Raw genomic sequence first — 24,213 nt, forward strand, 5'->3', positions numbered from 1 at the left:
ACTAGGCTGGGTTTCCACGTGAACGAAACGGTTTCGTTCAGGGGAGAAGCTCGCCATGACCTCCGTACTCGTCGTCCATGACCAGTCCCTGCAACGCCTCGGCCTCCGTATGCTCCTCGCGGCCGAACCCGACCTGAGCGTCATCGGCGACGCGGCGAACGCCCTCGATGCCGCCGACCGGTGCGAGGAACTCCGTCCCGACGTGGTCGTCCTCGGCAGCGGAGCGTGCGACGCGGACGGCGTCCCGGCCATCCGCCGCATCACCCGCCCCGTCGTGCCGGGCGAGCGCCGCCCGCGCGTCCTGGTGCTGACGCCGACCAGCAGCGAGGCGTACGCCTCCGCCGCACTGCGCGCCGGGGCGGGCGGCTTCCTCGCCCAGCACGCCACCCCGCAGGAGCTGACCGCGGCGGTCCGCGTCGTGGCGGCCGGGGACGCCGTCATCACGCCCGCCCTGACCCGCGCGCTGATCGAGACCGTCCGCCAGGAGCAGCCGACCCCCCGCACCGCACGCCGGTCCGGGCTGGCCACGCTCACCGAACGCGAACGCGACATCCTGACCGCCGTGGCCTCCGGCTGGTCGAACGCCGAGATCGGCGAGCGGCTGTCCATCGCGCCCACGACCGTGAAGTCCCACGTCAGCCACATCCTCGCCAAGATCGGCGCACGGGCCCGGGTGCAGGCCGTGATCTTCGCCTACGAGACGGGGCTGGTGCGCCCGGCCGCCGCCTGATCACCCCGGGGCGGCCCACCGTTCGAACGGCCTCGCCGCAACGGCCGGGCGCAGTACGGCCGTTGCGGCGAGGAGTCGGTCAGCCCTGGACGGGCCGGCCACGGCCCCAGGCCCAGGCCAGCCGGTCGGCGCCGGACTGGTTGGTGGTGGCCAGCCACGGTCGGGACGGGTCGCCGACCAGCTTCTGCATCGAGTAGATGTCGTCGGTGCGCAGGCCGGGCCAGTACACGGAACCCATGCCGAGTTCGCGGGCGGTGTCGGTCTCGGCCTGGATGAAGTTCACGTAGTTGTCGTCGGGCGCGGGCTTGTCGTAGTCCAGGCCCGTCGTCATCGGGGCGCCGAACTCGTCGATGACCGTGCGGTTCGCGCAGTCGCCGATGCGCTCCTTGAGGTCGGACACCCACTGGTCGTAGGTGGCGTACGACTTCCAGAAGCCGTAGTGGTGCAGCGACAGGTAGGTGCCCTTCAGGCGCGGGTCGGCGCAGACCGAGGTGACGTGGTCGTTGTAGCCGGCGCCGCTGACGAAGACGCGGTCGCGCGGGACGGACGGATAGGTCGCGAGCCACTTGGCGGCGATGTCGGCCCACTGGGCGTCGGTGTAGCCGTGCGGTTCGTTCATCGGCTCGAAGTAGACGCGCGGGTCGTGCTTGTACGTCTTGACGACGGTGTCCCACATGGGCCAGAAGGTGGCCTCGTCGTCGATGTAGCCGTCGCGCTTGTCGCCGGTGCCCTCCCAGTAGGACACGATGACCTTGAAGCCGTGGGCCGAGGCCGCGTCGATGACCGCGCGGTAGGACTTCCAGTACGCGCCGTTGACCGTGTACGGGTTGATCGGCAGCCGGACGGTGTTGGCGCCCAGGTTGGCGCGGAACGCGGTGATGATGCGGCTCGCCTTGGCGTAGGTCTGCGCGTAGGTGTCGGTGGTCGACAGACCCGAGAGCTGGAGGTAGTCGTCGGCGAAGTTGTCACGCGGGTCGGCCCAGTTGACGCCACGGAACTGGCTCGTGCCGGTCGGCGCGGCGGCGGAGGCGGGGCTGCCGGCCAGTGTCGCGCCGCTCACCGCGGCGATGGCCACCGCCACACAGGTGGCGCGCAATCGGGAGCTGAGGCGGTTCTTGGCGGGGGTCTTGCGCATCGACGTGCCCTTTCAGGAGGTGGCGGCTCGGCGCTCCACGCGATGTTTACGTAAACATGGACTGCCGTCGTGGGGGATGTTTACGTAAACTCGGCGGCGCCGGAATCGTGGCATCCGCCCCGGCGGCAGTCAAGGTGTCGCACGCGTAACATCCGGTGGGCTCCGCAACGGGTGCGGGGCCGGGTCGAAGGAGGCTCCAGTGGTGGAGCGGGGTGGTTCCGGTGTGCCCGGCGGGCGCCGCAAGCAGCGGGTGTCGATGGCCGACGTCGCCAAGCTCGCGGGCGTCTCCTCGCAGACCGTCTCGCGGGTCTCCAACGGTCATCCCGGGGTGATCGCCTCCACCCGGGAGCAGGTGCTGGCGGCGATGCGGGAGCTGGGCTACCGGCCCAACAGCGCGGCGCGCGCCCTGCGTTACGGGCAGTTCAACACCATCGGCGTCATCCTGTTCAGCCTATCCTCGACCGGCAACAGCCGCACGGTCGAGGCCATCGCCACGCACGCGGCGGCCGAGGGCTACGCGATCACCCTGATCCCGATCGACGTGCCGACCCAGGACAACGTCCTGGGCGCCTTCACCCGCATGGGCGAGCTGGCCGTCGACGCGGTCGTCGTCATCATGGAGGTGCACCTCCTGGACACCGGGACGGTCCAACTGCCGCCGGGCGTCCACGTCGTGGTCGTCGACTCGGACGCCGGTGACCGCTACTGCGTCGTCGACACCGACCAGGCCGACGGCGCCCGCAAGGCCGTACGGCATCTCCTCGACCTGGGCCACGAGACGGTGTGGCACGTCACCGGACCCGAGAGCTCCTACGCCGGACAGCGCCGAACCCAGGCCTGGCGTACGGAACTTCAGGAGGCCGGCCGCCCTGTGCCGCCTTTGCTGCACGGCGACTGGTCGGCCGAGTCCGGCTACGCGGCCGGCCTCGCACTCGCCGACCGCCCCGACTGCACCGCGGTGTTCACGGCCAACGACCAGATGGCGCTGGGCGTCCTGCGCGCCTTCCACGAACGCGGGGTCGCCGTCCCGGAGGACATCAGCGTGGTCGGCTTCGACGACATCCCCGACGCCGCGTACTTCGTACCACCGCTGACCACGGTCCACCAGGACTTCGCGGAGGTGGGCCGACGGTGCGTGGAGAAGGCCCTCCAGCAGATCCGCGGAGCCGGCGGGGTACCCGCGGGCACAGATCTGGTGCCGACGTCGCTGGTGGTGAGGGGGAGCACGGGGTCACCGCGGAGGTGACGGTATCTGCGGGCGCGGCAGGGGCGGGCCGGGGTCAGGCGCGCTCGTTCGGCTCCCTCCTCGCGGGCGGTGGTCGGCGGGGGTTGTCGCCCCCGCCGATCCGCGGGTCAACCGGTCGTGCAGGTGCTGCCGTTCAGGGTGAACCCGGTCGGGGCGGTGTTGGTGGTGCCCTTGCTCGCGATGAAGCCGACGGTGACCGAGCCGCCGGCGGGGATGGTGGTGGTGTAGGAGGCCGGGGTGACGGTCACCGCGCCGCCGGACTGCGCGGCCGTACCGCCCCACATGTTGGAGACGGTCTGGCCGTCGGCGAAGGCGAAGCCGAGCTTCCAGCCGTTGACGGCTGCGGTGCCCGGATTACCGATCTTGATCTCGCCCTGGAAGCCTCCCGACCACTCCCCCACGACGCGGTACCCGACCGAGCAGGCGGTGGTGGGGGCCTTGTCGGTGGTGACGTTCACGCCGGCCGAGCGGGTCGAGCGGTTGCCGGCCGCGTCATGGGCGTAGACGGCGAAGGTGTACGCCGTCGCGGCGCTCAGCCCCGACACGGTGGCGGTGTTGGTGGTGGAGGTGGCGACCCGGGTCTCGTCGCCGCCGGAGACGCGGACGACGTCGTAGCCGGTGACGCCGACGTCGTCGGTGGCGGCGGGCCAGCTGAGGGTGACGGACGTGGCCGTGACGGCCGAGGCGGTGGGCGTGCCGGGGGCCGTCGGCGCCTGGGTGTCGCCGGAGCCGCCCCCGAAGACCGTGGCCTCCTTGGCGGTCCGGGCGATGCCGTTGGCGCCGTTGAAGACGCGCTGTCCCCAGGAACTGAGCTGCTTGGGGTCGAAGTTGACCGCCAGGTCCAGGATCGGGTCGGTGTTGCCGCTCCACGACCAGGCCAGGTAGCCCAGCTTCAGCTGCTGGGCGGTGGCCATCATGGTGTCCTCGTCGGGGTCTCCGTACTGGTCGGCGGGACCGCCGAACTCGCCGATGACGATGGGCAGTTTGGCGTTGACGTAGGCGTTGAGGTAGTCGGTGATCTCCTGTGCGGTGTCGTACACGCTGTACATGTGGATGGAGAAGATGAGGTTGCCGGTGCTGTCGGCGTCCTGGACCGACTTGGCGTTGGCGCGCATCACGCCCTGCCAGTCCTGGCCCCAGTTGGGGGCGTCGACCATGATTGTGTGCTGGAGTCCGGCGGCGCGCAGCTTCTTGACGGCGGCGATGGTGGGGGCGGTCCAGCCGTCCGGATTGGTGTTGCCCCAGGGCTCGTTGCCGATGTCGATGACGATGTAGTTCTCCTGGCCGGCCAGGACGTTCTTCAGGCCGATCCAGTAGTCGGCGGCCTGGTCGAGCGTGCCGGCCGCGCTGTCCTCGCCATAGCCGGTGGTGTCGTGCACCTCCAGGACGCAGATGAGCCGGTTGGCCTTGCACTGGGCGATGACGTCTGCGACGTCCGAGGCGCTGTTGGCGGCCCAGCGGTGGCCGTCGGCGAGGACGACCCGGACGGAGTTGGCGCCGAGGGCCTTGATGTCGGCCAGCGACTGCTTGGTCTTCCCCGGGTACCAGGTGTGGGCGGCGTTGACGCCTCGCATGACGAAGTCGTTGCCGTTGCCCTCGACCAGCCGGCCGTTGCTGATGTGCAGGCCGGTGGCCTGGAGGCGGGGCGACTGCGCGTGGGCGGCGGCGGGGAAGAGCGCGCCGACGAGGACGAGTCCGACGAGGCTCGCCAGCAGGGCCACCAGGCCCGTCAAGGGGTGCTGTCGTGTCGTGCTGCTTGTTCTTCTCACTGCGGCTCCATGGGGGTGAGCGCCGGGAGATCCAGGCGTGGACATGGCACGAGCGGATTTCATGGGAGCGCTCCCATGAATCCACATCGCCCAGTACACGTCAAGGAGTGGGGCGGGGTCCCGTCCTCCCGCGCCGCTCAGACCACGAGTCCCGCGATGTGCGCGACGACCGTGTCGAGGATCTCCGACCAGGCCGACTCGTCCCCCATCACCAGGAAGTTCAGGGTCAGCCCGTCGGTGACGGCGGCCAGGTAACGGGCCAACACCGGTACGGGAACCTTCAGTTCGAGATCCCGGTCCAGCCGCAGCCGTTCGATGAGCTCCGCGAAGGCGCCGGCGTACAGCTCGTGCTGGCGCCGGGCCAGATGCTCGAAGCCCGGCTCGCGCAGCGCGTACTGGGTCAGTTCGTAGGTGAGCATGTGCTCGTCGGGGTGGGCGCGCACATGGTCCCAGTACGCCCGGAAGCCGGCCCGGACGGTCTCCTCCAGCGTCGCCTTCGGGCGCAGCGCTTCCTTCACCACGATCACGGAGTGGTCGGTGAGGGTGGTGATGACCGACTCGATCAGGGCCTGCTTGGAGTCGAAGCAGTAGTGGAAGACGCTCAGGGACACGCCGGCCTCGGCGGCGATGGACCGGGTCGTCGTCCTGGGGACGCCGTCCCGGGCCATCGCCCGGATCGCCGCTTCCGTCAGCTGGGTGCGTCGTTCGGCCGACGGTCTGCGTGCCATGCGTGTCCTTGAGTGTCGTGCGGGGTGTCAGGCGCTGTGGACGCCGACGTCGTAGAGCGAGTATCCCCAGGAGGTGCCGCGGGCCAGGCCGTGGACCCGGACGTAGCGGGCCGGGGTGCCGGCGAACCTGGCCGTGTCCAGCCCGCCGTCGCCGGAGGTGGTGGACCAGGCGGTCTGCCAGGTGGTGCCGTCGGTGGACAGCTCGATCCGGTACGACTTGCCGTACGCCCGCTCCCAGTCGAGGGTGACCCGGGAGACCAGGTGGGTGGAGCCTAGGTCGACCTGCCACCACTGGTCGTCGCTCCAGTCGCTGGCCCAGCGTGTGCCGCCGTCCCCGTCGACCGCACGCCCCGGCTGATAGCTGGTGAACGGGTTCCACTCGGACGAACTGGCCGTCGCCGGCCGGCCCTTGGCGAGGTCGACCGACGCCTGGTGCCGCTCGGTGGCGCCCCAGGTGTCGAGGTAGGACTGCGCGCCCCGGAACAGGTCGTCGACCACGGTCTGTCCGCCGACCTTCCGGATGTCCTCGATCCAGTCCGGGATCATCCCGACGTGCGCGGCGCCGTCGGTGTTGATGTCGAACGTGCGCTCACCGGAGGTCTGTCGGTCGATGACCGAGCCGCCGTCGACGCTTCGGAAGGGGTACGTCACCGGGTTCGAGGTGTTCGCGCCGCGCGGGGCGGGGTGGTCGCCGACGCCGTTGAAGTCGGTGCCGAAGCCGTAGCCGACGCCGTACTTGTCGCGCAGTGCCTTGGTGCGGGCCGCCTCGGCGACGAAGCCCTCGGAGCCGTGCATGTACTGGGCGACGAAACCGCCGAGGGAGTAGACCCGTTCGGTCCAGTTGAGGTCCATCCAGCTGTGCGAGGAGAGCACGCCGGGGTAGGAGGCCGACTCCAGGACGTCCAGTGCCTGGCCGACCGCCTTGACGCTCATGTGGTCGATCTCCAGCATCATCTTGCGCTTCATCATCCCGCGCACGGCGTACTCGCCGAGGTCGGTGAGCCCGCGTTTGTTGCACTGGGCGCCGGAGTCGTACGAGGGCACCGTCACGCCCGACGGCAGGTCGGACTCGGCCGCCGAGGAGGCGTTGCCGATGGGGTTGTCGTGCTGCGGGCCGGTGCACTTCTCGGTCTGCCAGAAGGTGCCGGTGGACAGGAACTGGCCGACGTTGATGGCCGTTCCGAGGCCGCCGGAGTCGAAGCGGACGCCGCACAGGGCGTTGTCGAACTTGTGGCACAGGAACATCGAGCGCACGCCGAGCCCGTACAGCTCGTCCAGGCCCTTGTCGATGTCGGCCTTGCTGCACTGCGGGATGTCCAGGATCTGCTTGCAGCCGAAGGGTTCGGAGGTCTCGACGCCCAGGATGACGGCCAGCTTGCCCTGTTCGATGACCTGGCGGGCCTGCGCGCTGTCGGTGACGATCCGGAACCAGCCCTTGCCGGGGCCGCCGTACATGGCGTCGATGTAGTCCTGCAGCTGGTAGGTCATCCTCGCCTGCAGCCTGATCGACGTCATCTCGTCGCAACTGCGGTCCTTGAACGGGTAGATGGAGCAGATCATGCCGTTGGTGACGAGGTCGTTGACCAGCACGCGCTGCCCGCCGCGCCAGGCCCGCTCCACCCAGGCGTAGTAGTCGGCCTGGTGGGTCATCGAGTCGTAGGCCGGCCAGTCCTTGAAGGTGGGCCAGCCGACCGGGTCGTGCCGGCCGTCACCGCCGTGGGTGATGTAGTCGAAGACCGCGAGGGTGCCGTCGGGGTAGTGCTCGGGGCAGTCCTTGAGGGCGTCGGCGACACCGTTCGGGGAGAACACCTTGCCGCAGATCAGCCGTCCGCCGAAGGCCTCGTTGCCGAAGAGGTGGTTGTGGGCGTCGACGAACCCGCGCACGTTTCCGGCCGAGTCGGTGCCGGTGAAGGGCTCACCGGTGACGTTGATCTGCACGTCCGGGGTGGGCGCCGCGGTCGGGATCCACCAGTCACTGCCCGCCGCCGAACTCGGCGTGGGACCGAGGACCACGGCGAGCACCAGGAGGAGCAGCGACATCAGGGTGACGTTCCTGCGTCTGCGGTTCGAGCGTCGTTTAGGCGTCACTGCCCACGTCCCTCCGTCGGCGCGATGGCGCGGCCGGCCCCATGGCATGGGGGAACCATGGGGTTGTCATGACCAGCGCAATATCTGGGACGAGGATCGGGGTGACGGGGCGGCGAGTCAAGGGTCCGGGACGCTTGACCTGATGACGCCGGGGATGATCGCGGCCCTTGATCTCGCCGGGGAGGGGGTCAGTCCGCGAACCGGGCCCATTCGCCGAGCACGGGTACGCACTTCTCCGCGAAGTACTCATAGTCCGCGGGCGTGTTGTACACGTGCGCGGACAGCCGCCAGTAGCCGATGCCGGCGAAGCTGGTGAAGGCGGCCTCCACGTCGAGTTCGCGGGCGACGCGGTCGCGCAGGGCGTCGGCCTCGACGCGGGTGCGGCCCAGGCCGTCGGGGAGGCGGACCAGGCGCATGCCGGGCACGGGCAGGCCGACGTCGACCCGGCAGTCCTCGCCGGTGAGGTCCGCGAAGGCGGCGCCGACGACCTGGGCGCCGTAGTCGGCCAGGTCGTCCATGAAGCGGCGGCCGGCGTCCCAGCCCCAGGTCTGCTCGACGAAGGCCAGGGCGGTCGGCGCGGCCAGGTAGGAGGTGGCGTCGATCGTGCCCTGCTGGTCGAAGCGGTCGGGATAGGGGTCGTGGGCTCCCCACGAGTCGATCAGCGGGTACAGCCGCTCGCGCTGGGGGCCGCGCGCGACGAGCGCCGCGGTGCCGCGCGGGGCGCAGCCCCACTTGTGCAGGTTGCCGGTCCAGAAGTCGTACGGGGCGTCGGCGAGCGGTGCCGGCAGCAGCCCGGGCGCGTGTGCGCCGTCGACGAGCATCGGGATGCCGCGCCGCCGGGCCTCCGCGCCGATCGCCTCCACCGGCAGCCTGCGCGCGGTCGCCGAGGTGATCTGGTCGACGACGATCAGGCCGGTGGCGTCACCGAGTTCGGCCACCACGGCCTCGTACGCCTGCTCGGCGTCGGCGTCCAGCGGCACCCGGGCGGTGCGCACCCGGCCGCCCCAGCGGCGGGCCAGCCGCTCGGCGCCCATGGTCACGGCCCCGTAGCCGTGGTCGGTGACGACGATCTCGCCGCCGGGGCGCGGGGCCAGGGCGGCGTAGACGATGCTCGCGCCGGCGCTGGCGTTCGGCACCAGGGCGAGGTCGCCGGCGTCCACCCGCAGGAACGCGGCGAGTTCCCGGCGGGCGGCGGCCAGACGCGGGGGCAGGTTCGGGAACCACACCACCGGCGAGCGTTCCATCTCGGCGCGCAGTTCCTGCTGCCGCTCCTGCGCCGCCAGCGGGACGGCGCCGAAGGAGCCGTGGTTGAGGTGCCGGAGGGCCGGGTCCAGCGACCACGCCTCGGCGGCGGGCCGGCCGTCGGCCAGCAGCAGGGGGCGCGGCGCGGTGGCCGGCTGGGTTTCGCTCACGTCGGGCAGCTTTCGGGAGGACGGTCGATCACCCGCATCCTGACACGGGACGCGGGCCGCTCCGACGGCCGGTCCGGCGGGCAGGCTCCGCGCCGCGGAGACCACGGCCCGCCCGAGGGCGCGTGCGCGGCTACTCCGGTGGGGTCGGGGTGTCGTGGGTGCGGTACATCGCCTGGACGTCCAGCTCCAGTTGGACCGTCGGGCCGACGACCGCGATGCCGCGCGCCAGCATGGAGCGCCAGTTGAGGGTGTAGTCCTCGCGGTGCAGTTCGGTCTTGGCCAGCGCGGCGCAGCGCAGTTCCTCGCCGTAGCCGCCGTTGACCATGCCCAGGTAGGTCGTGTCGAGCGACACCGAGCGGCTGACGCCGTGCATGGTCAGGCTGCCCAGCAGCGTCCACTTGCTGCCGCCCCGGTAGGCGAAGCGGGTGCTGGTGAAGTCGATGTACGGGAAGCGGTCGACGTCCAGGAAGTCGTCCGACCGCAGGTGCGCGTCGCGGGTGTTGTTGCCCGTGGTGATGCTCGACGCGTCGATACGGACGTGGACACGGGAGTCGGTGACGTCCGGGCTGACCTGGATGCCGCCCTCGAACCGCTCGAAGCGGCCGTGCACATGGGCCATGCCGACGTGCTTGGCGATGAACCGGATCGCCGTGTGCGGGGGGTCGAACAGCCAGGTGCCGGGGACCGGGAGGTCCGCCTGGCGGCCGGGCTGGAGCCACACCTTCTGCGGCTCCAGGGGCGCGTCGGCGACCACCTCGACGGTCTCCCGGTGCGGTTCGAGCCCTTCCGCCACGACCATCAGGCTGTAGCTGCCCGGCGGCAGGGCGGCGAGGAACAGGCCGTACGGGTCCGTGGTGCCGCGGGCGGCGACCTGGTGGCTGCGCAGTTCCGTCACCGTGACGTCGGCGGCGCCCAGGGGCTGGCTCACCGGGTCCAGGACCTCACGGACGACGACGCCCGCGCCGGCCGGGACGGGAAACGCGTGGCCCGCGGCGCTTCCGGGGGCATGTCGCAGGCGCCGCCGGAGCAGTCCGAGGGGCATGGGAATCACCTTTCACTGTGCTGACCTGTGGGGGTCGGTCATCTGTCGGCCCAGGCGGGGGCCGGTGGGGGTATCAGGCGTGCCCGAGGATGCGCCGCAGCGCGTCGGTGAGCAGTTCCTCGGCGGCCTCGTCGGAGGCGGCCGCGGCCGCGTGCCGGAAGCAGACGAAGCCGTCCGGCCGGACGAGCAGCGCTCCCCCGTCGGCCACCTCGCTCAGCCGGGCCCAGTCGCCGTACGGGTCCTCGTACTCCTGGCCCGGTCCGATGACGACGGTGGCGATGCGCGGGGTGCGGGTCCGCGCCGCCCGCACCCAGCTCTCGCCGCCGATGCCGGTGAGCAGGGTGAAGCGGCCGCGGCCGACGGTGTCGAGGGTGGACAGCCTGCGGGTCCCGGAGGTGATCCAGGCGTGCGGGAGTCGGGCGCCGGGGCGGGAGGTGGGCTGGTGGTACAGCTCGGGGTCGCGGTCGAAACCGGGGTCGGGCGTGCCGTCGGGGACGATCGCGGCGGAGTCGTAGCGCTGGTTGAGGTCGACGCCGTGCGCGTTGAACTCGTACACCTTGTGCGCGATCGCCTCGCGCAGCGCGGCCCGCTGCTCGCCCGCCGCCTCGGTGGCGTCCTTGCGGGCGGCGATGTTGGCCCACAGCTGCTCGGGCGTCTGCGGCGAGAGGCCGTCCAGGGCCTCGAAGACGGGGGCGGTCTCGGCGATGGACCTGTTGGCGCGGGTGACGATCTGCCGCCCGATCGGGGCGCGTTCGGCGGTGTAGGTGTCCAGGAGCTTCGGGGAGGCGGTGCCGTCGAGGACGTGCTTGAGCTTCCAGGCCAGGTTGTAGGAGTCCTGGACGGAGGTGTTGGAACCGAGGCCGTTGGACGGCGGGTGGCGGTGCGTGGCGTCGCCGGCGCAGAAGACCCGGCCGTTGGAGTACGTCTCGGCGTACATCTCGTTGACCGTCCAGGCCGAGGACGACTTGATCGTCACCGGGATCTCGTCGTCGCCGACCAGCTTGCGGACGATTCTCTCGGCGTATTCGGTGGTCAGGTCGGGGGCGCCGGCGGTGACGTCGTAGCCCCACACGATCAGCCACTCGTTCCACGGCCGCACGCAGCGCACCAGGCCGGCGCCGATGCCGCCGACGGTGGCGCCGGGGGCGAGCACCCAGTACAGGGTGGAGGGGCGGTGGGCGGTGTACCGGGTGAGGTCCGCGTCGAAGACGATGTTGATGCTGCCGGCCACGCCCATCTGACCGCCCATCGGCAGGCCCGCGTCCTCGGCGACCTTGCTGCGGCCGCCGTCGGCGCCGATGAGGTACCGGGCGCGGACGGTGTACTCGTCGCCGCGCAGCCGGTCCTCGACGGTGACCGTGACGCCGGAGTCGTCCTGGACGAAGGACTTGTAGACGGTGCTGAAGCGCAGGTGCGTGCCGCGGGCCACGGCCGCGTCGATCAGCACCGGTTCCATCAGGTGCTGGGGCATGTCGCACATGCGGGTGGGGCTCGCCAGCTCGTGCGCGGCCTGGACGAGTGGGTCGTTGCCCCAGGAGCGGATCCGGCCCAGTTCCTCGCCGGCCAGGCTGGTGCAGAAGGTCGTGTCGCCCATCAGATGCTGCGGCGTGGCCTTGTCGACCACCTCGTCCTCGACGCCGAGGTCGCGCAGCACCTCCATGGTGCGCTGGTTGGTGATGTGCGCCCGGGGTGTGTCGGCGAGGCCGGAGTACCGGGTGACGACGATGTTCGGCACGCCGTAGGTGCTCAGGGCGAGCGCGGCGGAGGCGCCGGCGGGGCCGCTTCCGACGATCAGTACGTCGGTCTCGACATCGGGCTCGACGGTGTGCACGGGGAACGCTCCAGGGCATGGGGACAGGCGCCGACTGTTCAAGATCATGTACGGCCGGCCGGGATTTTGGGTGTCTCAATTCGAGACAGTGTGTCGAGCCGGGCGCCGGGTGCGGACGTGGATTGTTGCGCGTTCAACCGCTCCCGGTAGGGTGAACGGTGCCGTGACCACCGCAGAGCATCCCACCGTCCGCCCCGCGCACACCTCGCTGCGCAGGGCCCGCGAGCTGTTCCTGCTGGGGCGGCAACTGCCCGACGGGACACCGGAGGACGTCGTCGCCGCGTGGCGTCGTGCCCGCTTCTTCGGCGTACGGCACGACGCGCCCGGTCCGGCCACCGACGCACCCCCTCCGCCAACGGCCCCTCGGTCGCCGCTGCTCGACGCGGCCCGGCCCGTGCTCGAACGCATCGCCCCCGTGCTGGGTGCCGGGCAGACCTCACTGGTCCTCACCGACGCACGGCTGCGGGTGCTCTGGGCCGGCGGGAAGGGGCCCTGCGAGTCCTGCCCCGACCTCTCCGAGCGGGCGGTCGGCCACAACAGCGCGGCCCTCGCACTGCACACCCATCGCCGGGCCGAGGTGCACGGGCCCGAGCACTTCCTCGACCTGTGGCAGGAGGTCTCCGCGGTCAGCGTGCCGGTGCGGGCCCCGGAGACCGGGCAGCCGCTGGGCACGGTGACGGTGGCCACGGGGCTGTGCGACGACGACGGCCCGCATCCGGGGGCTCCCCTGGCCGAGGCAGCGGCCGGTGCCGTCGAGACGGAACTCCTCGCGCGTTCGCGCGCGGCCGAGCGGGTACTGCTCGACGCGTATCTGCGCGCCGCCGGGGAGGAGTCCCGAGCGGTCGTCGGCCTCGACGGCCGCAACCGCTTCGTCAGCCGCGCGGCCGAACGGCTGTTGCCGCCGGAGGGGTTGGAGGCGCTGGAACGGGAAACGGTCGCGCTGGTGCGGGAGACGGCGGGCGGGGGCGGGCGGTCGTCGGAGCACGAGAGCGATACGGGCGGGCCAGCGCCCCGGCGCGGGAGCGACGTGATGGCCGTCTCCTATCGTGTCCCGCTTCCGGACGGGGCGGGGTGTACCGCCGTGTTGACGCCGGTGGTGCATCTGGGGGCCGTCGTGGGTGCCGTCGCCGTGCTGGAGTCGGTGGGATCAGTGGCGCCGGCGCCGGCGGCGCGGAGCGAGGTGGGGCTGGCCGGTCGGTCGGTGCCCTGGCGGCATGCGGTCGGCCGCGCCGTGGAGCTGGCCCGCTCCCCCGGGCCCGTGCTGCTCGTGGGCGAGCGCGGTACCGGGAAGAGCGCGCTGGCCCGGGAACTGGCTCCCGACGCCGTGACCGTGGACGCGGCGGAGCGGGAAACGGGCCACCGCCTGGAGGGGTTGCTGGAGGGGCGGCCTGTGCTCGTGCGGCATGCCGAGCGCCTCGCGGCGTCCGACACGGCGGCGCTCAACACGCTGCTCGCCTCCCGTCCGGGCGTGCCCCTGCTGGTCACCCACACCCCCGGCGCCGCGCCGGGTCCGTGTCTGCAGCGGCTCCTGGACACCCTGGCGGCACGCTCGGTGACGTTGCCCGCGCTGCGCGAACGCCCGCAGGACGTCAGGGAGTTGCTGACGGCCCTGACTCCGCGCCCGGCACCCGGACGTCCTCCGCTGACCTGGACGCTGGACGCTCTGCGCGCGCTGGAGCAGTACCCGTGGCCCGGCAACGTCACCGAACTCGCCCATATGGTCCGCGCGTTGGCCGAGCACCGCCGCTCGACCGGGCCCGTCCGGCGGACCGAACTGCCGGACCCCGTGCGCGAGGGCCCAGCGCCGCGCCCGCTCAGCCCCATGGAGCACGCCGAGCGCGCCGCCATCCTCGACGCCCTGCGCCTGCACGGCGGCAACAAGGCCCGCGCGGCGGCGGCCCTCGGCATCGGCCGCGCCACCCTGTACCGCAAGCTGCGGGGCTACGGCGCCTGAAGCCCCGCCCTCAGTCCACCGGCCAGGTGTGGGCGGGGGCGTTGAGGTGCATGTAGTCCATGTAGGTCGTCGTCATGCGGCGCAGGGCCTCCTCGCGGTCGGGGACGCCCGCCTTCTGCAGGTGGTGGACCGTCTCCGCCTGCCACAGGGCGCCGTTGCGGGCGGTGACGCAGCGCTGTTCGATGATGCCGAGCAGGGGTTCGCGCCAGGCGGCGTCCAGGCCGGCCAGTTCCAGGCCCCGGTGGGCCAGTGGCAGCAGGCGGCGCAACACCAGTTCGGTGACCGGGACTTCACCGACGCCGGGCCAGTACAGACGGGCGTCGATGCCGTCGCGGGCCGCCGCGTGCAGGTTCTCCTCGGCGACCGCGAACGACATCCGCGTCCACACCGGCCGGTCCTCGTCGACGAGGGCGCGCGTCAGGCCGTAGTACAAGGCGCCGTTGGCGATGATGTCGGCGACCGTGGGGCCTGCGGGCAGGACGCGGTTCTCGATGCGCAGGTGCGGGCCGCTGTCGGTGACGGCGTAGACGGGGCGGTTCCACCGGTAGATGGTGCCGTTGTGCAGGGTCAGCTCGCCCAGCTCCGGGATGCCCCCGGCGTCGAGCGCCTCCTGCGGGTTCTCCTCGTCGCAGATCGGCAGCAGCGCCGGGAAATAGCGCACGTTCTCCTCGAACAGGTCGAAGACGCTGGTGATCCAGCGCTCCCCGAACCACACCCGGGGGCGCACACCCTGGGCCTTGATCTCCTGCGGGCGGGTGTCGGTGGCCTGTTCGAACAGCGGTACGCGGGTCTCGCGCCACAACTCCTTGCCGAAGAGGAAGGGCGAGTTGGCCGCCAGGGCGATCTGCACACCCGCGATCGCCTGCGCCGCGTTCCAGTAGTCCGCGAACTCCCTTGGATCGACCTGCAGATGGAACTGGGTGCTGGTGCAGGCGGCCTCGGGCGTGATGGCGTCGGCGTACATCGACAGGCGCTCCACGCCGTCCACCCTGATGCGCAGGTCCTCGCCCCGCGCCGCGAAGATCTGCTCGTTGAGGAGCTTGTAGCGCGGATCGCCGGACAGGGCCGCCTCCCCCACGTCCGACTCCCGCAGGGTCGGCAGGATACCGACCATGATCAGGTGGGCGCCCACGGCACGGGCGCGTTCGTCGGCGTGGTTGAGGGCCCGGCGGATCTCCTCCTCCCAGGCGCCCGGCCCGCCGGTCGTCAGCTCCCGCGGCGGGATGTTGATCTCCAGGTTGAAGCGGCCCAGCTCGCTGGACCAGGCGGGGTCGGCGATGGCGTGCAGCACCTCCGTGTTGCGCATCGCCGGCCGGCCGTCGTCGTCGACGAGGTTGAGCTCGATCTCCAGCCCGACCCGGGGGCGCTCGGCCTCGAAACCGGACTCGCGCAGCATCTGGGCGAGTACGTCGAGGCAGGTGTGCATCTTGTCCCGGTACCGACGGCGGTCCTCCCGCGTGAACACCAGGGCCGGCACGTCACGTCCCATCGGGCCCTCCCGAGTCCCCTCGGCGGATGCCTGTCGTCCCAGCGTCGCACCTCGGGCGGCTCGCGGACAGCCGGAGACGCACGTACGGGCGGTACGGCGACTGCGTGGTCACGGAGCGTACTCGTTGGCGCTTGACGGGATCGAGGGGTTCCACGCTGCTCCGGGTGCCCGCTTCGGGCGGCCCGGAACGTCCGCGGCCGCGGTGGCCGCGAGGATGTGCCGGAACGTGGGGCACTCCATGTGGCTGGGCGCCGGGCAGGCGGCGACGTGCCGCAGGGAGTCGCGCAGGACGGCCAGTTCGCCGATCCGCCGGTCCAGCTCCCCGGCCTTGGCCAGCAGGGCCTCCCGGTCGATGCGGATCGTCCCGTCCGGTGCGAAGACCCGCGCGATCTCGTCGAGCGGGAACCCGGCGGTGCGGGCCAGCGCGATCAGCGCGAGACGCTCCAGCACGGACGGGTCGTACTGGCGGCGCAGGCCGCGTCGCCCGACCGGTGTGATCAGGCCCTTCTCCTCGTAGTAGCGCAGCGTGGAGGCGGGCACCCCGGCGCGCCGGACCACCTCGGCGATGTCCAGCTCTGTCATCCTCTTGACCTCAAGTCGGCTTGAAGTAGCACGGTGTCATCCTGGCCCGATGACGGCAAGCACAGGAGACGGTCATGGACGTGGAGCGCAGCACCGGTGACGAACAGGCGGCCCGTTGGAACGGCGCCGCGGGACACGCCTGGGTGGAGGCCCAGGCGGTGCTGGACGGGCTGCTCAGGCCCTTCGAGGCACCCCTCCTCGACGCGGTGGAGGCATGGGCCGGGCCGGCGGGCCGGGTCCTGGACGTGGGCTGCGGGACCGGCGGCACGACCCTGGCGGCCGCGCGGCGGCTCGGGCCCACGGCCCGCTGCGTGGGCGTGGACATCTCCGAGGCGATGATCGCCGCCGCCCGGGAGCGCGCCGAGCGTGAGGGCACCGCCGCGTCCTTCGTCCGCGCCGACGCGGCCGAGCACGCCTTCGAGCCGGGCGGCTTCGACGCCCTCTTCTCCCGGTTCGGCGTGATGTTCTTCGCCGACCCCGTCCGGGCCTTCGCCAATCTCCGGCGGGCGGCGCGCGAGGGGGCCGGGCTGCGGTTCATCGCCTGGCGCGGCCCGGCGGACAATCCGTTCATGACGACGGCCGAGCGTGCCGCGGCGCCGTACCTGCCCGGCCTGCCCGCCCGCCGCCCCGACGAGCCGGGCCAGTTCGCCTTCGCCGACCGCGACCGGGTCCGGAGCATCCTGGCGGAGAGCGGCTGGAGCGATGTCGACGTCCGGCCGTTCGACGCCGAATGCACCTTCCCCGAGCGGCAGTTGATCGGCTACTTCACGAAGATGGGGCCGGTCGGGCAGGCCCTGCGGGAGGTGGACGAGGCGACCCGGACGAAGGTGACCGAGACCGTCCGCGCCGCCTTCGAGCCCTTCGTGCACGGCCCGGACGTCCGCTTCACGGCGGGCGCCTGGCTGGTCGACGCCCACGCCTCCTAGGGCGTGTGTCGCCGCGGGCTACACGTACTCCGTCGCCGCGTCCAGCAGCCAGTCGGTGAGGTAGCCGGCGAAGGACGAGCGGACCAGCACCCAGAAGCCGGCCCGGGCCTCGTCACGCGAGACCAGGACGACCTGGGTGCGGCCCAGGGCGGTCTGGGCGCAGCGGCCGGGGCCGAAGACGCGCGGGTGCAGGTCGAGGGCGCAGCCGTGGGCCAGCAGGTCGCGGGCGCGGGGACCGGCGACGAGGAGGGTGGTGCGCTGGGCGGAGACGTCGGTGACGGACACCGGTTCCTCCCCGGCCGCCTCCCGGACCCGGCCCTCCAGTTCGTGCCGGGTGCCCGGCGGGCCGACCAGCAGCCATTCGTCCGGGCCGAGCCACAGCGCCCTCAACTCGCCGGCGCGCACGACGGTGTCGGGTTCCAGCGGCAGTTGCAGGCCCAGGGCGAGCGCCACGGCGTCCGCCGCCGGCCCCTTGGCGTCGAGGCGCACGTTCACCTGGGTCAGGAAGGGCAGTTCGGCCAGCCGGACGGCGCCGCCGGAGGCGCGTGTCGCGGCCGCCAGGCGGCCGGCGGCGTGCGCCAGGGGGCTGCGGGGCGGGGCGGTGAGCGCGGTGTCAGCCATCGCGGCGGGCTCCCTCGGGGTCGTAGAGGACGGGGCTTGCGACGGTCACCGGGACCAGCCGGTCGCCGACGGGCGCGTAGAGCCGCTCGCCGATGCGGTCCCGGCCGCCCTTGACCAGGGCCAGGGCGAAGGTCCGGCCCAGGGCGGCGCTGCGGTAGCTGGAGGTGACGTGCCCGAGCATCGGGACGGGCGGGGCGGGCAGCACGCTGTCGGCCACCAGATGCGTGCCCTCCGGCAGGAAGGTGGCCGGGTCCTCGGGGAGCAGGCCGACCAGGTGCTTGCGGTCGGGGCGGACGGTGTCGGCGCGGGCGTAGGAGCGCTTGCCGATGAAGTCCGGCTTCTTCTTCGACACCACCCAGCTCATGCCGAGGTCCTGCGGGGTGACCGTGCCGTCGGTGTCCTGGCCGACGATCGGGTAGCCCTTCTCGGCGCGCAGGACGTGCATGGTCTCGGTGCCGTACGGGGTGATGCCGTAGGGGGCGCCGGCCTCGTACAGCGCCTCCCACAGGGCGAGGGCCTGCCAGGGCGAGACGTTGATCTCGTAGGCGAGTTCGCCGGAGAAGCTGATGCGGCACACACGTGCCTCGATGCCGGCGACGGTCGTCTCCCGCCAGGCCATGAACGGGAAGTCCTCGTTGGCGACGGCCAGTTGGGGCGCGAGCGAGCCGAGGACCGCGCGCGACTGGGGGCCGACGAGGGCGACGGTGGCCCACTGCTCGGTCACGGACGTGCAGTGCACGCGCAGTTCCGGCCACTCCGTCTGCAGCCACTCCTCCATCCAGTCCAGTACGGCCGCCGCGTTGCCGGTGGTCGTGGTGACCAGGAAGCGGTCGGGGGCGAGGCGGATGACGGTGCCGTCGTCGAAGACCATGCCGTCCGGGCGGCACATCACGCCGTAGCGGATCATGCCGACCTTCAGGGTGCTCATCATGTTGGTGTAGAGCCGGTCCAGGAGGACGCCGGCGTCCGGGCCCTGGACGTCGATCTTGCCGAGGGTGGAGGCGTCCATGAAGGCGACGCCCTCCCGGGCCGCGGCGCACTCGCGCAGCACCGCGCTCTCCATGTCCTCGCCGTCCCGCGGGTAGTACCAGGGGCGCTTCCACTGACCGACGTTCTCGAACAGCGCGCCGTGTCCGACGTGCCACTCGTGCAGGGCGGTGGTGCGCACCGGGTCGCTCAGCGCGCCGCGGTCGCGGCCGGCGAGGGCGGCGAAGGAGACCGGGGTGTAGGGCGGGCGGAACGTGGTCGTGCCGAGCTCGGAGACGTCCACGCCGAGCAGTTCGGCGACGACTCCGCTCGCCAGGACGCCGGAGGTCTTGCCCTGGTCGTTGGCGGTGCCGGCCGTGGTGTAGCGCTTGGTGTGCTCCACCGAGCGCAGCCCGGCGCCGGTGGCGCGCGACAGGTCCTCGACCGTGACGTCGCGCTGGAGGTCGACGAAACGGGGGGCGCCCTCGCGGCCGGGCACCGTGAAGACCCGCATGGGGGGTGTCGGCCGCGGCTGGGCGGGCGGCCGAGGAAGGCGCGGGGTCTCGGGCGCGTAGCCCTCGGCCTCGAGTGCCCGGGCCCCGGCCGCCGCGCCCTGCGCGAGGACGGCGGCCAGGTCGAGGACACCGCTCGCGCTGCCCGCGACCTCGACGGCCTGCCGGCAGGTGTCGGGAACGAAGCTGCCGAGCGCGTCGTCGAAGCGGAGCCGGCCTCCCGCCTGGCTGAACAGGTGCGCCACCGGGTTCCAGCCGCCCGAGACCAGCAGCAGGTCGGCGGTGAACTCCCGCTCCCCCACGGTCTGTCCGTACGGGGCGACGGTCACCGCGGTCAGCCGCGCCGCGCCGTCCGTGCCGACGACGGCGTGCCCCGGCAGCACCTCGATGCCGGCCGCGCGGGCGCGCTCCGCCCACTCGCCCGGGTCGGTGCGGGTGTCGACGATCGCGGCGATCCCGACACCGGCCGCGTGCAGGTCCAGCGCCGCCGCGTACGCGCTGTCGTTGGTGGTGAACACGACCGCGTGACGGCCGGGCAGGACGCCGTGCCGGTTGACGTACGTGCGGGCCGAGGCGGCCAGCATCACGCCGGGCCGGTCGTTGTCCGCGAAGGCGAGCGAGCGTTCGTGGGCGCCGGTGGCGAGGACGACGCGGCGGGCGCGGATGCGGTGGACGCGTTCGCGGGCGACGTCCGGCGGGGCGGCGGCGCCGAGGTGGTGGGTGCGGCGCTCGACGGCCAGGAGGTGGTTGTCGTCGTAGTAGCCGAAGACGGTGGTGCGGCGCAGGACCCTGACCTCGGAGGCGGCGTCCAGGTGAGCGGTGGTCTCGGCGACCCAGTCGAGGAGTTCGCCCGTGCCGAGGAGGCTGCCGCCGGGTTCGGGGCGGTCGTCGGCGAGGATGACGCGGGCGCCGCTGCGGGCCGCGGCGGCGGCCGCCGCGAGGCCGGCCGGGCCGGCGCCGACGATCAGCAGGTCGCAGTGGTCGTGCACGGCGTCGTAGCGGGCCGGGTCGGGGGTGGCGGCGAGGCGGCCCTGGCCGGAGAGGCTGCTCGCGACCAGGCCGTCGTAGAGCTCGACGGTGGTGGCGGGGAGCATCGGCTCGGGGAAGGGTTCCTCGATCTGGACGACGGCGTTGGGTTCTTCCACGCCGGCGGAGAAGATGCCTCGGGGGCGGCCGAGCTTGATGCTGGTCGCTGCCGCGATGATGCCGTTGGCGAGGAGGGCGGAGGCGAGGGTGTCTCCGTGTACGCCCTGGTATTCGGTGCCGTCGAAAGTGAAGGTGAGGGTGCGCTTGCCGGTGCGACGGTGTGCTGGGGGCTCCGCCCCCAGACCCTCGATCGGCCCTGAAGGGGCCTTGTCCTCAAAATCCCCCAGAGGGGGTACCCCCGGACAGGCTGGATCTGCCGGCCGGGGCCCGGGAGTGGGCGGGCGCTCCTCCCCCGCCCGGTACACCGCGAGGATCTCGTTCGTCGCGGTGTCGCGTACCGCGTTGAACCAGCGGCGGCAGCCCGTCGCGTGGCTCCAGCGTTCGGCGAAGGGGCCCTTGGGGTTGGCGCGGAAGAACAGGTAGCGGGCCCACTCCTCGTCGGTCAGGGCCGAGGGGTCCTGGGGGTAGGGGACGTGGGCCTGGCCGCCGTAGTGGAACTCGGACTCGTCGCGGGGCCCGCACCAGGGGCAGGAAATGAGCAGCATGGGGTCGGCTCCCAGGGGTCCTAGTGGGCGACCGCGGCCGCGCCGTGCTCGTCGACGAGCGCGCCGGTGGTGAAACGGTCGAGCGAGAAGGGGGCGTTGAGGGGGTGCGGGGTGTCGTGGGCGATGGTGTGGGCGTAGACCCAGCCGACGCCCGGTGTGGCCTTGAAACCGCCGGTGCCCCAGCCGCAGTTGAGGTAGAGGTTGTCGACGGGGCTGAGGCCGACGATCGGGGAGGCGTCGGGGCTGACGTCGACGATGCCGCCCCAGGTGCGCAGGACGTGGGCGCGGGCGAAGACGGGGAAGAGTTCCAGGGCGGCGGACATCTGGTCCTCGATGATGTGGAACGCGCCGCGCTGGGTGTAGGAGTTGTAGGAGTCGATGCCCGCGCCCATCACCAGTTCGCCCTTGTGCGCCTGGCTGACGTAGACGTGGACGGCGTTCGACATGACCACCGTCGGGTGCACCGGCTCCAGCAGTTCCGACACCAGGGCCTGCAACGGGTGGCTCTGCAGCGGGAGTTCGATGCCGGCCATGGCGGCGAGGACCGAGGTGTGCCCGGCGGAGCAGAGGGCGACCTTGCCCGCGGCGATCGGCCCCAGGCTGGTGCGGACCCCCACCACCCGGCCGTCGACCACGTCCAGGCCGGTGACCTCGCAGTTCTGGATGATGTCGATGCCCGCGGCGTCGGCGGAGCGGGCGAAGCCCCAGGCGACGTAGTCGTGCTTGGCGATGCCGGCGCGGGGCTGGTAGGTGCCGCCGAGGACCGGGTAGCGCACGTCGGGCGAGATGTTGACGATCGGGCAGACCTCCTGGACCTGCTCGGCGTCCAGCCATTCGGCGTCGACGCCGTTGAGGCGGTTCGCCTCGACGCGGCGCACGCTGTCGCGGACGTCCTGGAGGCTGTGGGCGAGGTTCAGCACGCCGCGCTGGGAGAAGAGGATGGGGTAGTCCAGTTCCTCCTCCAGGCCCTCCCACAGCTTCAGCGCGTGCTCGTAGATGCCCGCGCTCTCGTCCCACAGGTAGTTGGAGCGGATGATCGTGGTGTTGCGGGCCATGTTGCCGCCGGCCAGCCAGCCCTTCTCCAGCACGGCGACGTTGGTGATGCCGTGGTTCTTCGCCAGGTAGTGGGCGGTCGCGAGGCCGTGCCCGCCGCCGCCCACCACGATGACGTCGTACGACCGCTTCGGCTCGGGCGTGCGCCAGAGGAAGTCCGGGTGGTCGGGGAGGTCGGCGCCGGGGGTGGTGGGGCTCATCGGGCGTCTCCTGCGGGTCCGGAAAGGTGCGGGTAGAGCGGGTGCCGGGCGGCCAGCGCGGCCGTGCGGGCGCGCAGGGCGGCGGTGTCCGGCTCCGGCTGGAGGGCGAGGGCGATGACGTCGGCGACGTCGGCGAAGTCGTCCTCGGTGAAGCCGCGGGTGGCCAGGGCCGGGGTGCCGATGCGCAGGCCGGAGGTGACCATGGGCGGGCGCGGGTCGAAGGGGACCGCGTTGCGGTTGACCGTGATGCCGATGTGGTGGAGGAGGTCCTCCGCCTGGCGGCCGTCGAGCGGGGACTCCCGGAGGTCGACGAGGACCAGGTGGACGTCCGTGCCGCCGGTCAGGACCTTCACCCCGGCGGCCGCCGCGTCCGGCCGGTTGAGGCGCTCGGCGAGGATGCGGGCGCCGGCCAGCGTGCGGGCCTGGCGTTCGGCGAACTCCGGGGAGGCGGCGACCTTGAAGGAGACCGCCTTCGCGGCGATGACGTGTTCCAGCGGGCCGCCCTGCATGCCCGGGAACACCGCGGAGTTGATCTTCTTGGCGAGGTCGGCGTCGTTGGTCAGGATGACGCCGCCGCGCGGGCCGCCGAGGGTCTTGTGGGTGGTCGTGGTGGTGACGTGGGCGTGCGGGACCGGGTTGGGGTGCAGTCCGGCCGCGACCAGGCCCGCGAAGTGCGCCATGTCGACCATCAGCAGGGCGCCCACCTCGTCGGCGATCCGGCGGAAGGCCGCGAAATCCAGCTGCCGGGGGTACGCCGACCAGCCCGCGATGATCATCTTGGGGCGGTGTTCCTTGGCGAGGCGCTCGACCTCGTCCAGGTCGACCAGGTTGTCGGCCTCGGAGACGTGGTAGGGCACGACGTTCAGCATCTTGCCGCTGTAGTTGATGCGCATGCCGTGGGTGAGGTGGCCGCCGTGCGCGAGGTCGAGACCGAGGATCGTGTCGCCGGGCTGCAACAGGGCGAAGAAGACCGCCGTGTTGGCCTGGGCGCCGGAGTGCGGCTGGACGTTGGCGAAGGCGGCGCCGAAGAGGGACTTGACCCGTTCGATCGCCAACCGCTCGGTGACGTCGACGTGTTCGCAGCCACCGTAGTAGCGCCGGCCGGGGTAGCCCTCGGCGTACTTGTTGGTGGCGACCGAGCCCTGCGCCTCCATCACGGCGGTCGGCGCGAAGTTCTCGGAGGCGATCATCTCCAGTGTGGACTGCTGGCGGTGCAGTTCGGCGGCGAGGGCCGCGTGGACCTCGGGGTCCAGCTCCGACAGCGGGGTGTTGAGCGCGTTCATACGGCGTTCGCGTTCCTCTCGGCGGCCTCGACGACGTTGGCGAGCAACATCGCGCGGGTCATGGGGCCCACGCCTCCGGGCATCGGCGCGACCCATCCGGCGACCGCGGCGGCCTCCGGGTGCACGTCGCCGACCAGCCCGTGTGCGGTGCGGGTGATACCGACGTCCAGGACGGCCGCGCCGGGGCGCAGCATGTCCTTGGTGATCAGTCCGGGCGACCCGGCGGCCGCGACGACGATGTCGGCCTCGCGGACGTGCCAGGCCAGGCCCTTGGTGCCGGTGTGGCAGAGGGTGACGGTGGCGTTCTCGGAGCGGCGGGTCAGCAGCAGGCCGATGGGGCGTCCGACGGTGATGCCGCGTCCGATCACGCAGACCCGTGCCCCGGCGAGGGGCACCTCGTGTCGGCGCAGCAGTTCGACGATGCCCCGCGGGGTGCAGGGCAGCGGCGCCTCGCTGCCCAGGACGAGCCGGCCGAGGTTCACGGGGTGCAGCCCGTCGGCGTCCTTGGCCGGGTCCATGCGGGCCAGCACGGCGTTCGCGTCCAGGTGTGCCGGGAGCGGGAGTTGGACGATGTAGCCGGTGCAGGCGGGGTCGGCGTTGAGCTGGTCGACGACGTCCTCGACCTGCCGCTGGGTCGCGTCGGCGGGCAGTTCCCGCCGGAGGGAGGCGATACCGACCTGAGCGCAGTCCCGGTGCTTCCCTGCGACGTAGGCCCGGCTGCCGGGGTCGTCCCCGACGAGAACGGTCCCGAGACCGGGCGGGCGATCACCGCCGGCGGTCAACTTGGCGACACGATCGGCCAGTTCATGCCGGATGCGGCCGGCGGTGGCCTTGCCGTCGAGTACCTGTGCTGTCACCGACGGTGCTCCTTCCCTGACGAGGACTGGATGCTGTGAAGGGGCGCGGGGAACTGCGCGACCAGCCACGACGAGCCCGCGGCCGAACACCGACCCGC

18 protein-coding genes are annotated in these 24,213 nt (G+C 72.2%); 4 read left to right on the top strand and 14 right to left on the bottom strand.

Going from position 1 to position 24,213, the window contains the following annotated elements; translation table 11 throughout:
- The first annotated feature begins 55 nt into the window (after nt 1-55).
- Nucleotides 56-730, top strand: a complete 675-nt coding sequence (locus M8J74_RS24040) for a LuxR C-terminal-related transcriptional regulator (protein ID WP_249838433.1) — start codon at nt 56-58, stop codon at nt 728-730.
- Nucleotides 731-809: 79 nt separating this feature from the next.
- Here the strand turns inward: M8J74_RS24040 and M8J74_RS24045 are convergent, their stop codons facing one another.
- The gene (locus M8J74_RS24045) at nt 810-1,865 is read right to left on the bottom strand and encodes a glycoside hydrolase family 5 protein (protein WP_249838434.1); all 1,056 of its coding nucleotides are present in this window, start codon (nt 1,863-1,865) and stop codon (nt 810-812) included.
- A gap of 199 nt (nt 1,866-2,064) precedes the next feature.
- Here M8J74_RS24045 and M8J74_RS24050 point away from each other — a divergent pair, with 199 nt between their 5' ends.
- Nucleotides 2,065-3,111, top strand: a complete 1,047-nt coding sequence (locus M8J74_RS24050; RefSeq protein ID WP_249838435.1) for a LacI family DNA-binding transcriptional regulator — start codon at nt 2,065-2,067, stop codon at nt 3,109-3,111.
- A gap of 107 nt (nt 3,112-3,218) precedes the next feature.
- Here M8J74_RS24050 and M8J74_RS24055 read toward each other — a convergent pair whose 3' ends face one another.
- The 6 genes from M8J74_RS24055 to M8J74_RS24080 all read right to left on the bottom strand — a co-directional run bounded on the left by M8J74_RS24055 (nt 3,219) and on the right by M8J74_RS24080 (nt 11,981).
- Nucleotides 3,219-4,880 (bottom strand): cellulase family glycosylhydrolase, encoded by a 1,662-nt coding sequence (locus M8J74_RS24055; protein WP_249838436.1) that lies wholly within the window; start codon nt 4,878-4,880, stop codon nt 3,219-3,221.
- 137 nt (nt 4,881-5,017) lie between these two features.
- Nucleotides 5,018-5,608 carry a TetR/AcrR family transcriptional regulator gene (locus tag M8J74_RS24060; protein WP_249838437.1) on the bottom strand — a complete coding sequence of 197 codons (591 nt, stop codon included), beginning with the start codon at nt 5,606-5,608 and terminating at the stop codon, nt 5,018-5,020.
- 27 nt (nt 5,609-5,635) lie between these two features.
- The gene (locus M8J74_RS24065; RefSeq protein ID WP_249838438.1) at nt 5,636-7,648 is read right to left on the bottom strand and encodes a galactose-binding domain-containing protein; all 2,013 of its coding nucleotides are present in this window, start codon (nt 7,646-7,648) and stop codon (nt 5,636-5,638) included.
- 236 nt (nt 7,649-7,884) lie between these two features.
- Complete coding sequence (locus M8J74_RS24070; RefSeq protein WP_249838439.1) at nt 7,885-9,108, bottom strand: aminotransferase class V-fold PLP-dependent enzyme; 1,224 nt, start codon at nt 9,106-9,108, stop codon at nt 7,885-7,887.
- A gap of 130 nt (nt 9,109-9,238) precedes the next feature.
- Complete coding sequence (locus tag M8J74_RS24075) at nt 9,239-10,150, bottom strand: YceI family protein (protein ID WP_058926980.1); 912 nt, start codon at nt 10,148-10,150, stop codon at nt 9,239-9,241.
- Nucleotides 10,151-10,223: 73 nt separating this feature from the next.
- The gene (locus tag M8J74_RS24080) at nt 10,224-11,981 is read right to left on the bottom strand and encodes an FAD-dependent oxidoreductase (RefSeq protein WP_308406091.1); all 1,758 of its coding nucleotides are present in this window, start codon (nt 11,979-11,981) and stop codon (nt 10,224-10,226) included.
- 163 nt (nt 11,982-12,144) lie between these two features.
- Here M8J74_RS24080 and M8J74_RS24085 point away from each other — a divergent pair, with 163 nt between their 5' ends.
- Nucleotides 12,145-13,935, top strand: coding sequence for a helix-turn-helix domain-containing protein (locus M8J74_RS24085; protein ID WP_249838441.1), 1,791 nt, complete (start codon nt 12,145-12,147; stop codon nt 13,933-13,935).
- Between the two features lie 10 nt (nt 13,936-13,945).
- On the opposite strand, the gene M8J74_RS24090 is transcribed toward M8J74_RS24085, so the two are convergent.
- Both M8J74_RS24090 and M8J74_RS24095 read right to left on the bottom strand, forming a co-directional pair.
- Complete coding sequence (locus M8J74_RS24090; protein ID WP_249838442.1) at nt 13,946-15,424, bottom strand: glutamate-cysteine ligase family protein; 1,479 nt, start codon at nt 15,422-15,424, stop codon at nt 13,946-13,948.
- 108 nt (nt 15,425-15,532) lie between these two features.
- On the bottom strand, nt 15,533-16,006 hold the full coding sequence (locus tag M8J74_RS24095) for a helix-turn-helix domain-containing protein (protein ID WP_249838443.1): 474 nt from the start codon (nt 16,004-16,006) through the stop codon (nt 15,533-15,535).
- Nucleotides 16,007-16,080: 74 nt separating this feature from the next.
- Between M8J74_RS24095 and M8J74_RS24100 the strand changes: the two genes are divergently transcribed.
- Nucleotides 16,081-16,932 carry a class I SAM-dependent methyltransferase gene (locus M8J74_RS24100; RefSeq protein ID WP_249838444.1) on the top strand — a complete coding sequence of 284 codons (852 nt, stop codon included), beginning with the start codon at nt 16,081-16,083 and terminating at the stop codon, nt 16,930-16,932.
- Nucleotides 16,933-16,950: 18 nt separating this feature from the next.
- On the opposite strand, the gene M8J74_RS24105 is transcribed toward M8J74_RS24100, so the two are convergent.
- The 5 genes from M8J74_RS24105 to M8J74_RS24125 are packed head-to-tail and all read right to left on the bottom strand — an operon-like array spanning nt 16,951 to nt 24,115.
- Entirely contained in the window at nt 16,951-17,553 is a 603-nt protein-coding gene (locus tag M8J74_RS24105) for a sarcosine oxidase subunit gamma (RefSeq protein WP_058926975.1), read from the bottom strand.
- Nucleotides 17,546-20,722: a sarcosine oxidase subunit alpha family protein gene (locus tag M8J74_RS24110; protein WP_249838445.1), complete on the bottom strand. Its 3,177-nt coding sequence runs from the start codon at nt 20,720-20,722 to the stop codon at nt 17,546-17,548. The genes M8J74_RS24105 and M8J74_RS24110 overlap by 8 nt, the downstream gene beginning before the upstream one ends.
- A 20-nt stretch (nt 20,723-20,742) precedes the next feature.
- Nucleotides 20,743-21,975, bottom strand: a complete 1,233-nt coding sequence (locus M8J74_RS24115) for a sarcosine oxidase subunit beta family protein (protein WP_249838446.1) — start codon at nt 21,973-21,975, stop codon at nt 20,743-20,745.
- Nucleotides 21,972-23,258, bottom strand: coding sequence for a serine hydroxymethyltransferase (gene glyA / locus M8J74_RS24120; RefSeq protein ID WP_249838447.1), 1,287 nt, complete (start codon nt 23,256-23,258; stop codon nt 21,972-21,974). The genes M8J74_RS24115 and glyA overlap by 4 nt, the downstream gene beginning before the upstream one ends.
- Nucleotides 23,255-24,115, bottom strand: a complete 861-nt coding sequence (locus tag M8J74_RS24125) for a bifunctional methylenetetrahydrofolate dehydrogenase/methenyltetrahydrofolate cyclohydrolase (protein ID WP_249838448.1) — start codon at nt 24,113-24,115, stop codon at nt 23,255-23,257. The genes glyA and M8J74_RS24125 overlap by 4 nt, the downstream gene beginning before the upstream one ends.
- Between the last annotated feature and the right edge of the window lie 98 nt (nt 24,116-24,213).

Source organism: Streptomyces panaciradicis (assembly GCF_023516615.1).
Classification (GTDB): Bacteria; Actinomycetota; Actinomycetes; order Streptomycetales; family Streptomycetaceae; genus Streptomyces; species Streptomyces panaciradicis.

Coding starts and splice junctions, on each gene's coding strand:
- M8J74_RS24040 (WP_249838433.1), top strand. CDS start 56: ATGACCTCCGTACTCGTCGTCCATGACCAGTCCCTGCAACGCCTCGGC.
- M8J74_RS24045 (WP_249838434.1), bottom strand. CDS start 1,865: ATGCGCAAGACCCCCGCCAAGAACCGCCTCAGCTCCCGATTGCGCGCC.
- M8J74_RS24060 (WP_249838437.1), bottom strand. CDS start 5,608: ATGGCACGCAGACCGTCGGCCGAACGACGCACCCAGCTGACGGAAGCG.
- M8J74_RS24065 (WP_249838438.1), bottom strand. CDS start 7,648: ATGTCGCTGCTCCTCCTGGTGCTCGCCGTGGTCCTCGGTCCCACGCCG.
- M8J74_RS24075 (WP_058926980.1), bottom strand. CDS start 10,150: ATGCCCCTCGGACTGCTCCGGCGGCGCCTGCGACATGCCCCCGGAAGC.
- M8J74_RS24090 (WP_249838442.1), bottom strand. CDS start 15,424: ATGGGACGTGACGTGCCGGCCCTGGTGTTCACGCGGGAGGACCGCCGT.
- M8J74_RS24095 (WP_249838443.1), bottom strand. CDS start 16,006: ATGACAGAGCTGGACATCGCCGAGGTGGTCCGGCGCGCCGGGGTGCCC.
- M8J74_RS24100 (WP_249838444.1), top strand. CDS start 16,081: ATGGACGTGGAGCGCAGCACCGGTGACGAACAGGCGGCCCGTTGGAAC.
- M8J74_RS24105 (WP_058926975.1), bottom strand. CDS start 17,553: ATGGCTGACACCGCGCTCACCGCCCCGCCCCGCAGCCCCCTGGCGCAC.
- M8J74_RS24110 (WP_249838445.1), bottom strand. CDS start 20,722: ATGCTGCTCATTTCCTGCCCCTGGTGCGGGCCCCGCGACGAGTCCGAG.
- M8J74_RS24115 (WP_249838446.1), bottom strand. CDS start 21,975: ATGAGCCCCACCACCCCCGGCGCCGACCTCCCCGACCACCCGGACTTC.
- glyA (WP_249838447.1), bottom strand. CDS start 23,258: ATGAACGCGCTCAACACCCCGCTGTCGGAGCTGGACCCCGAGGTCCAC.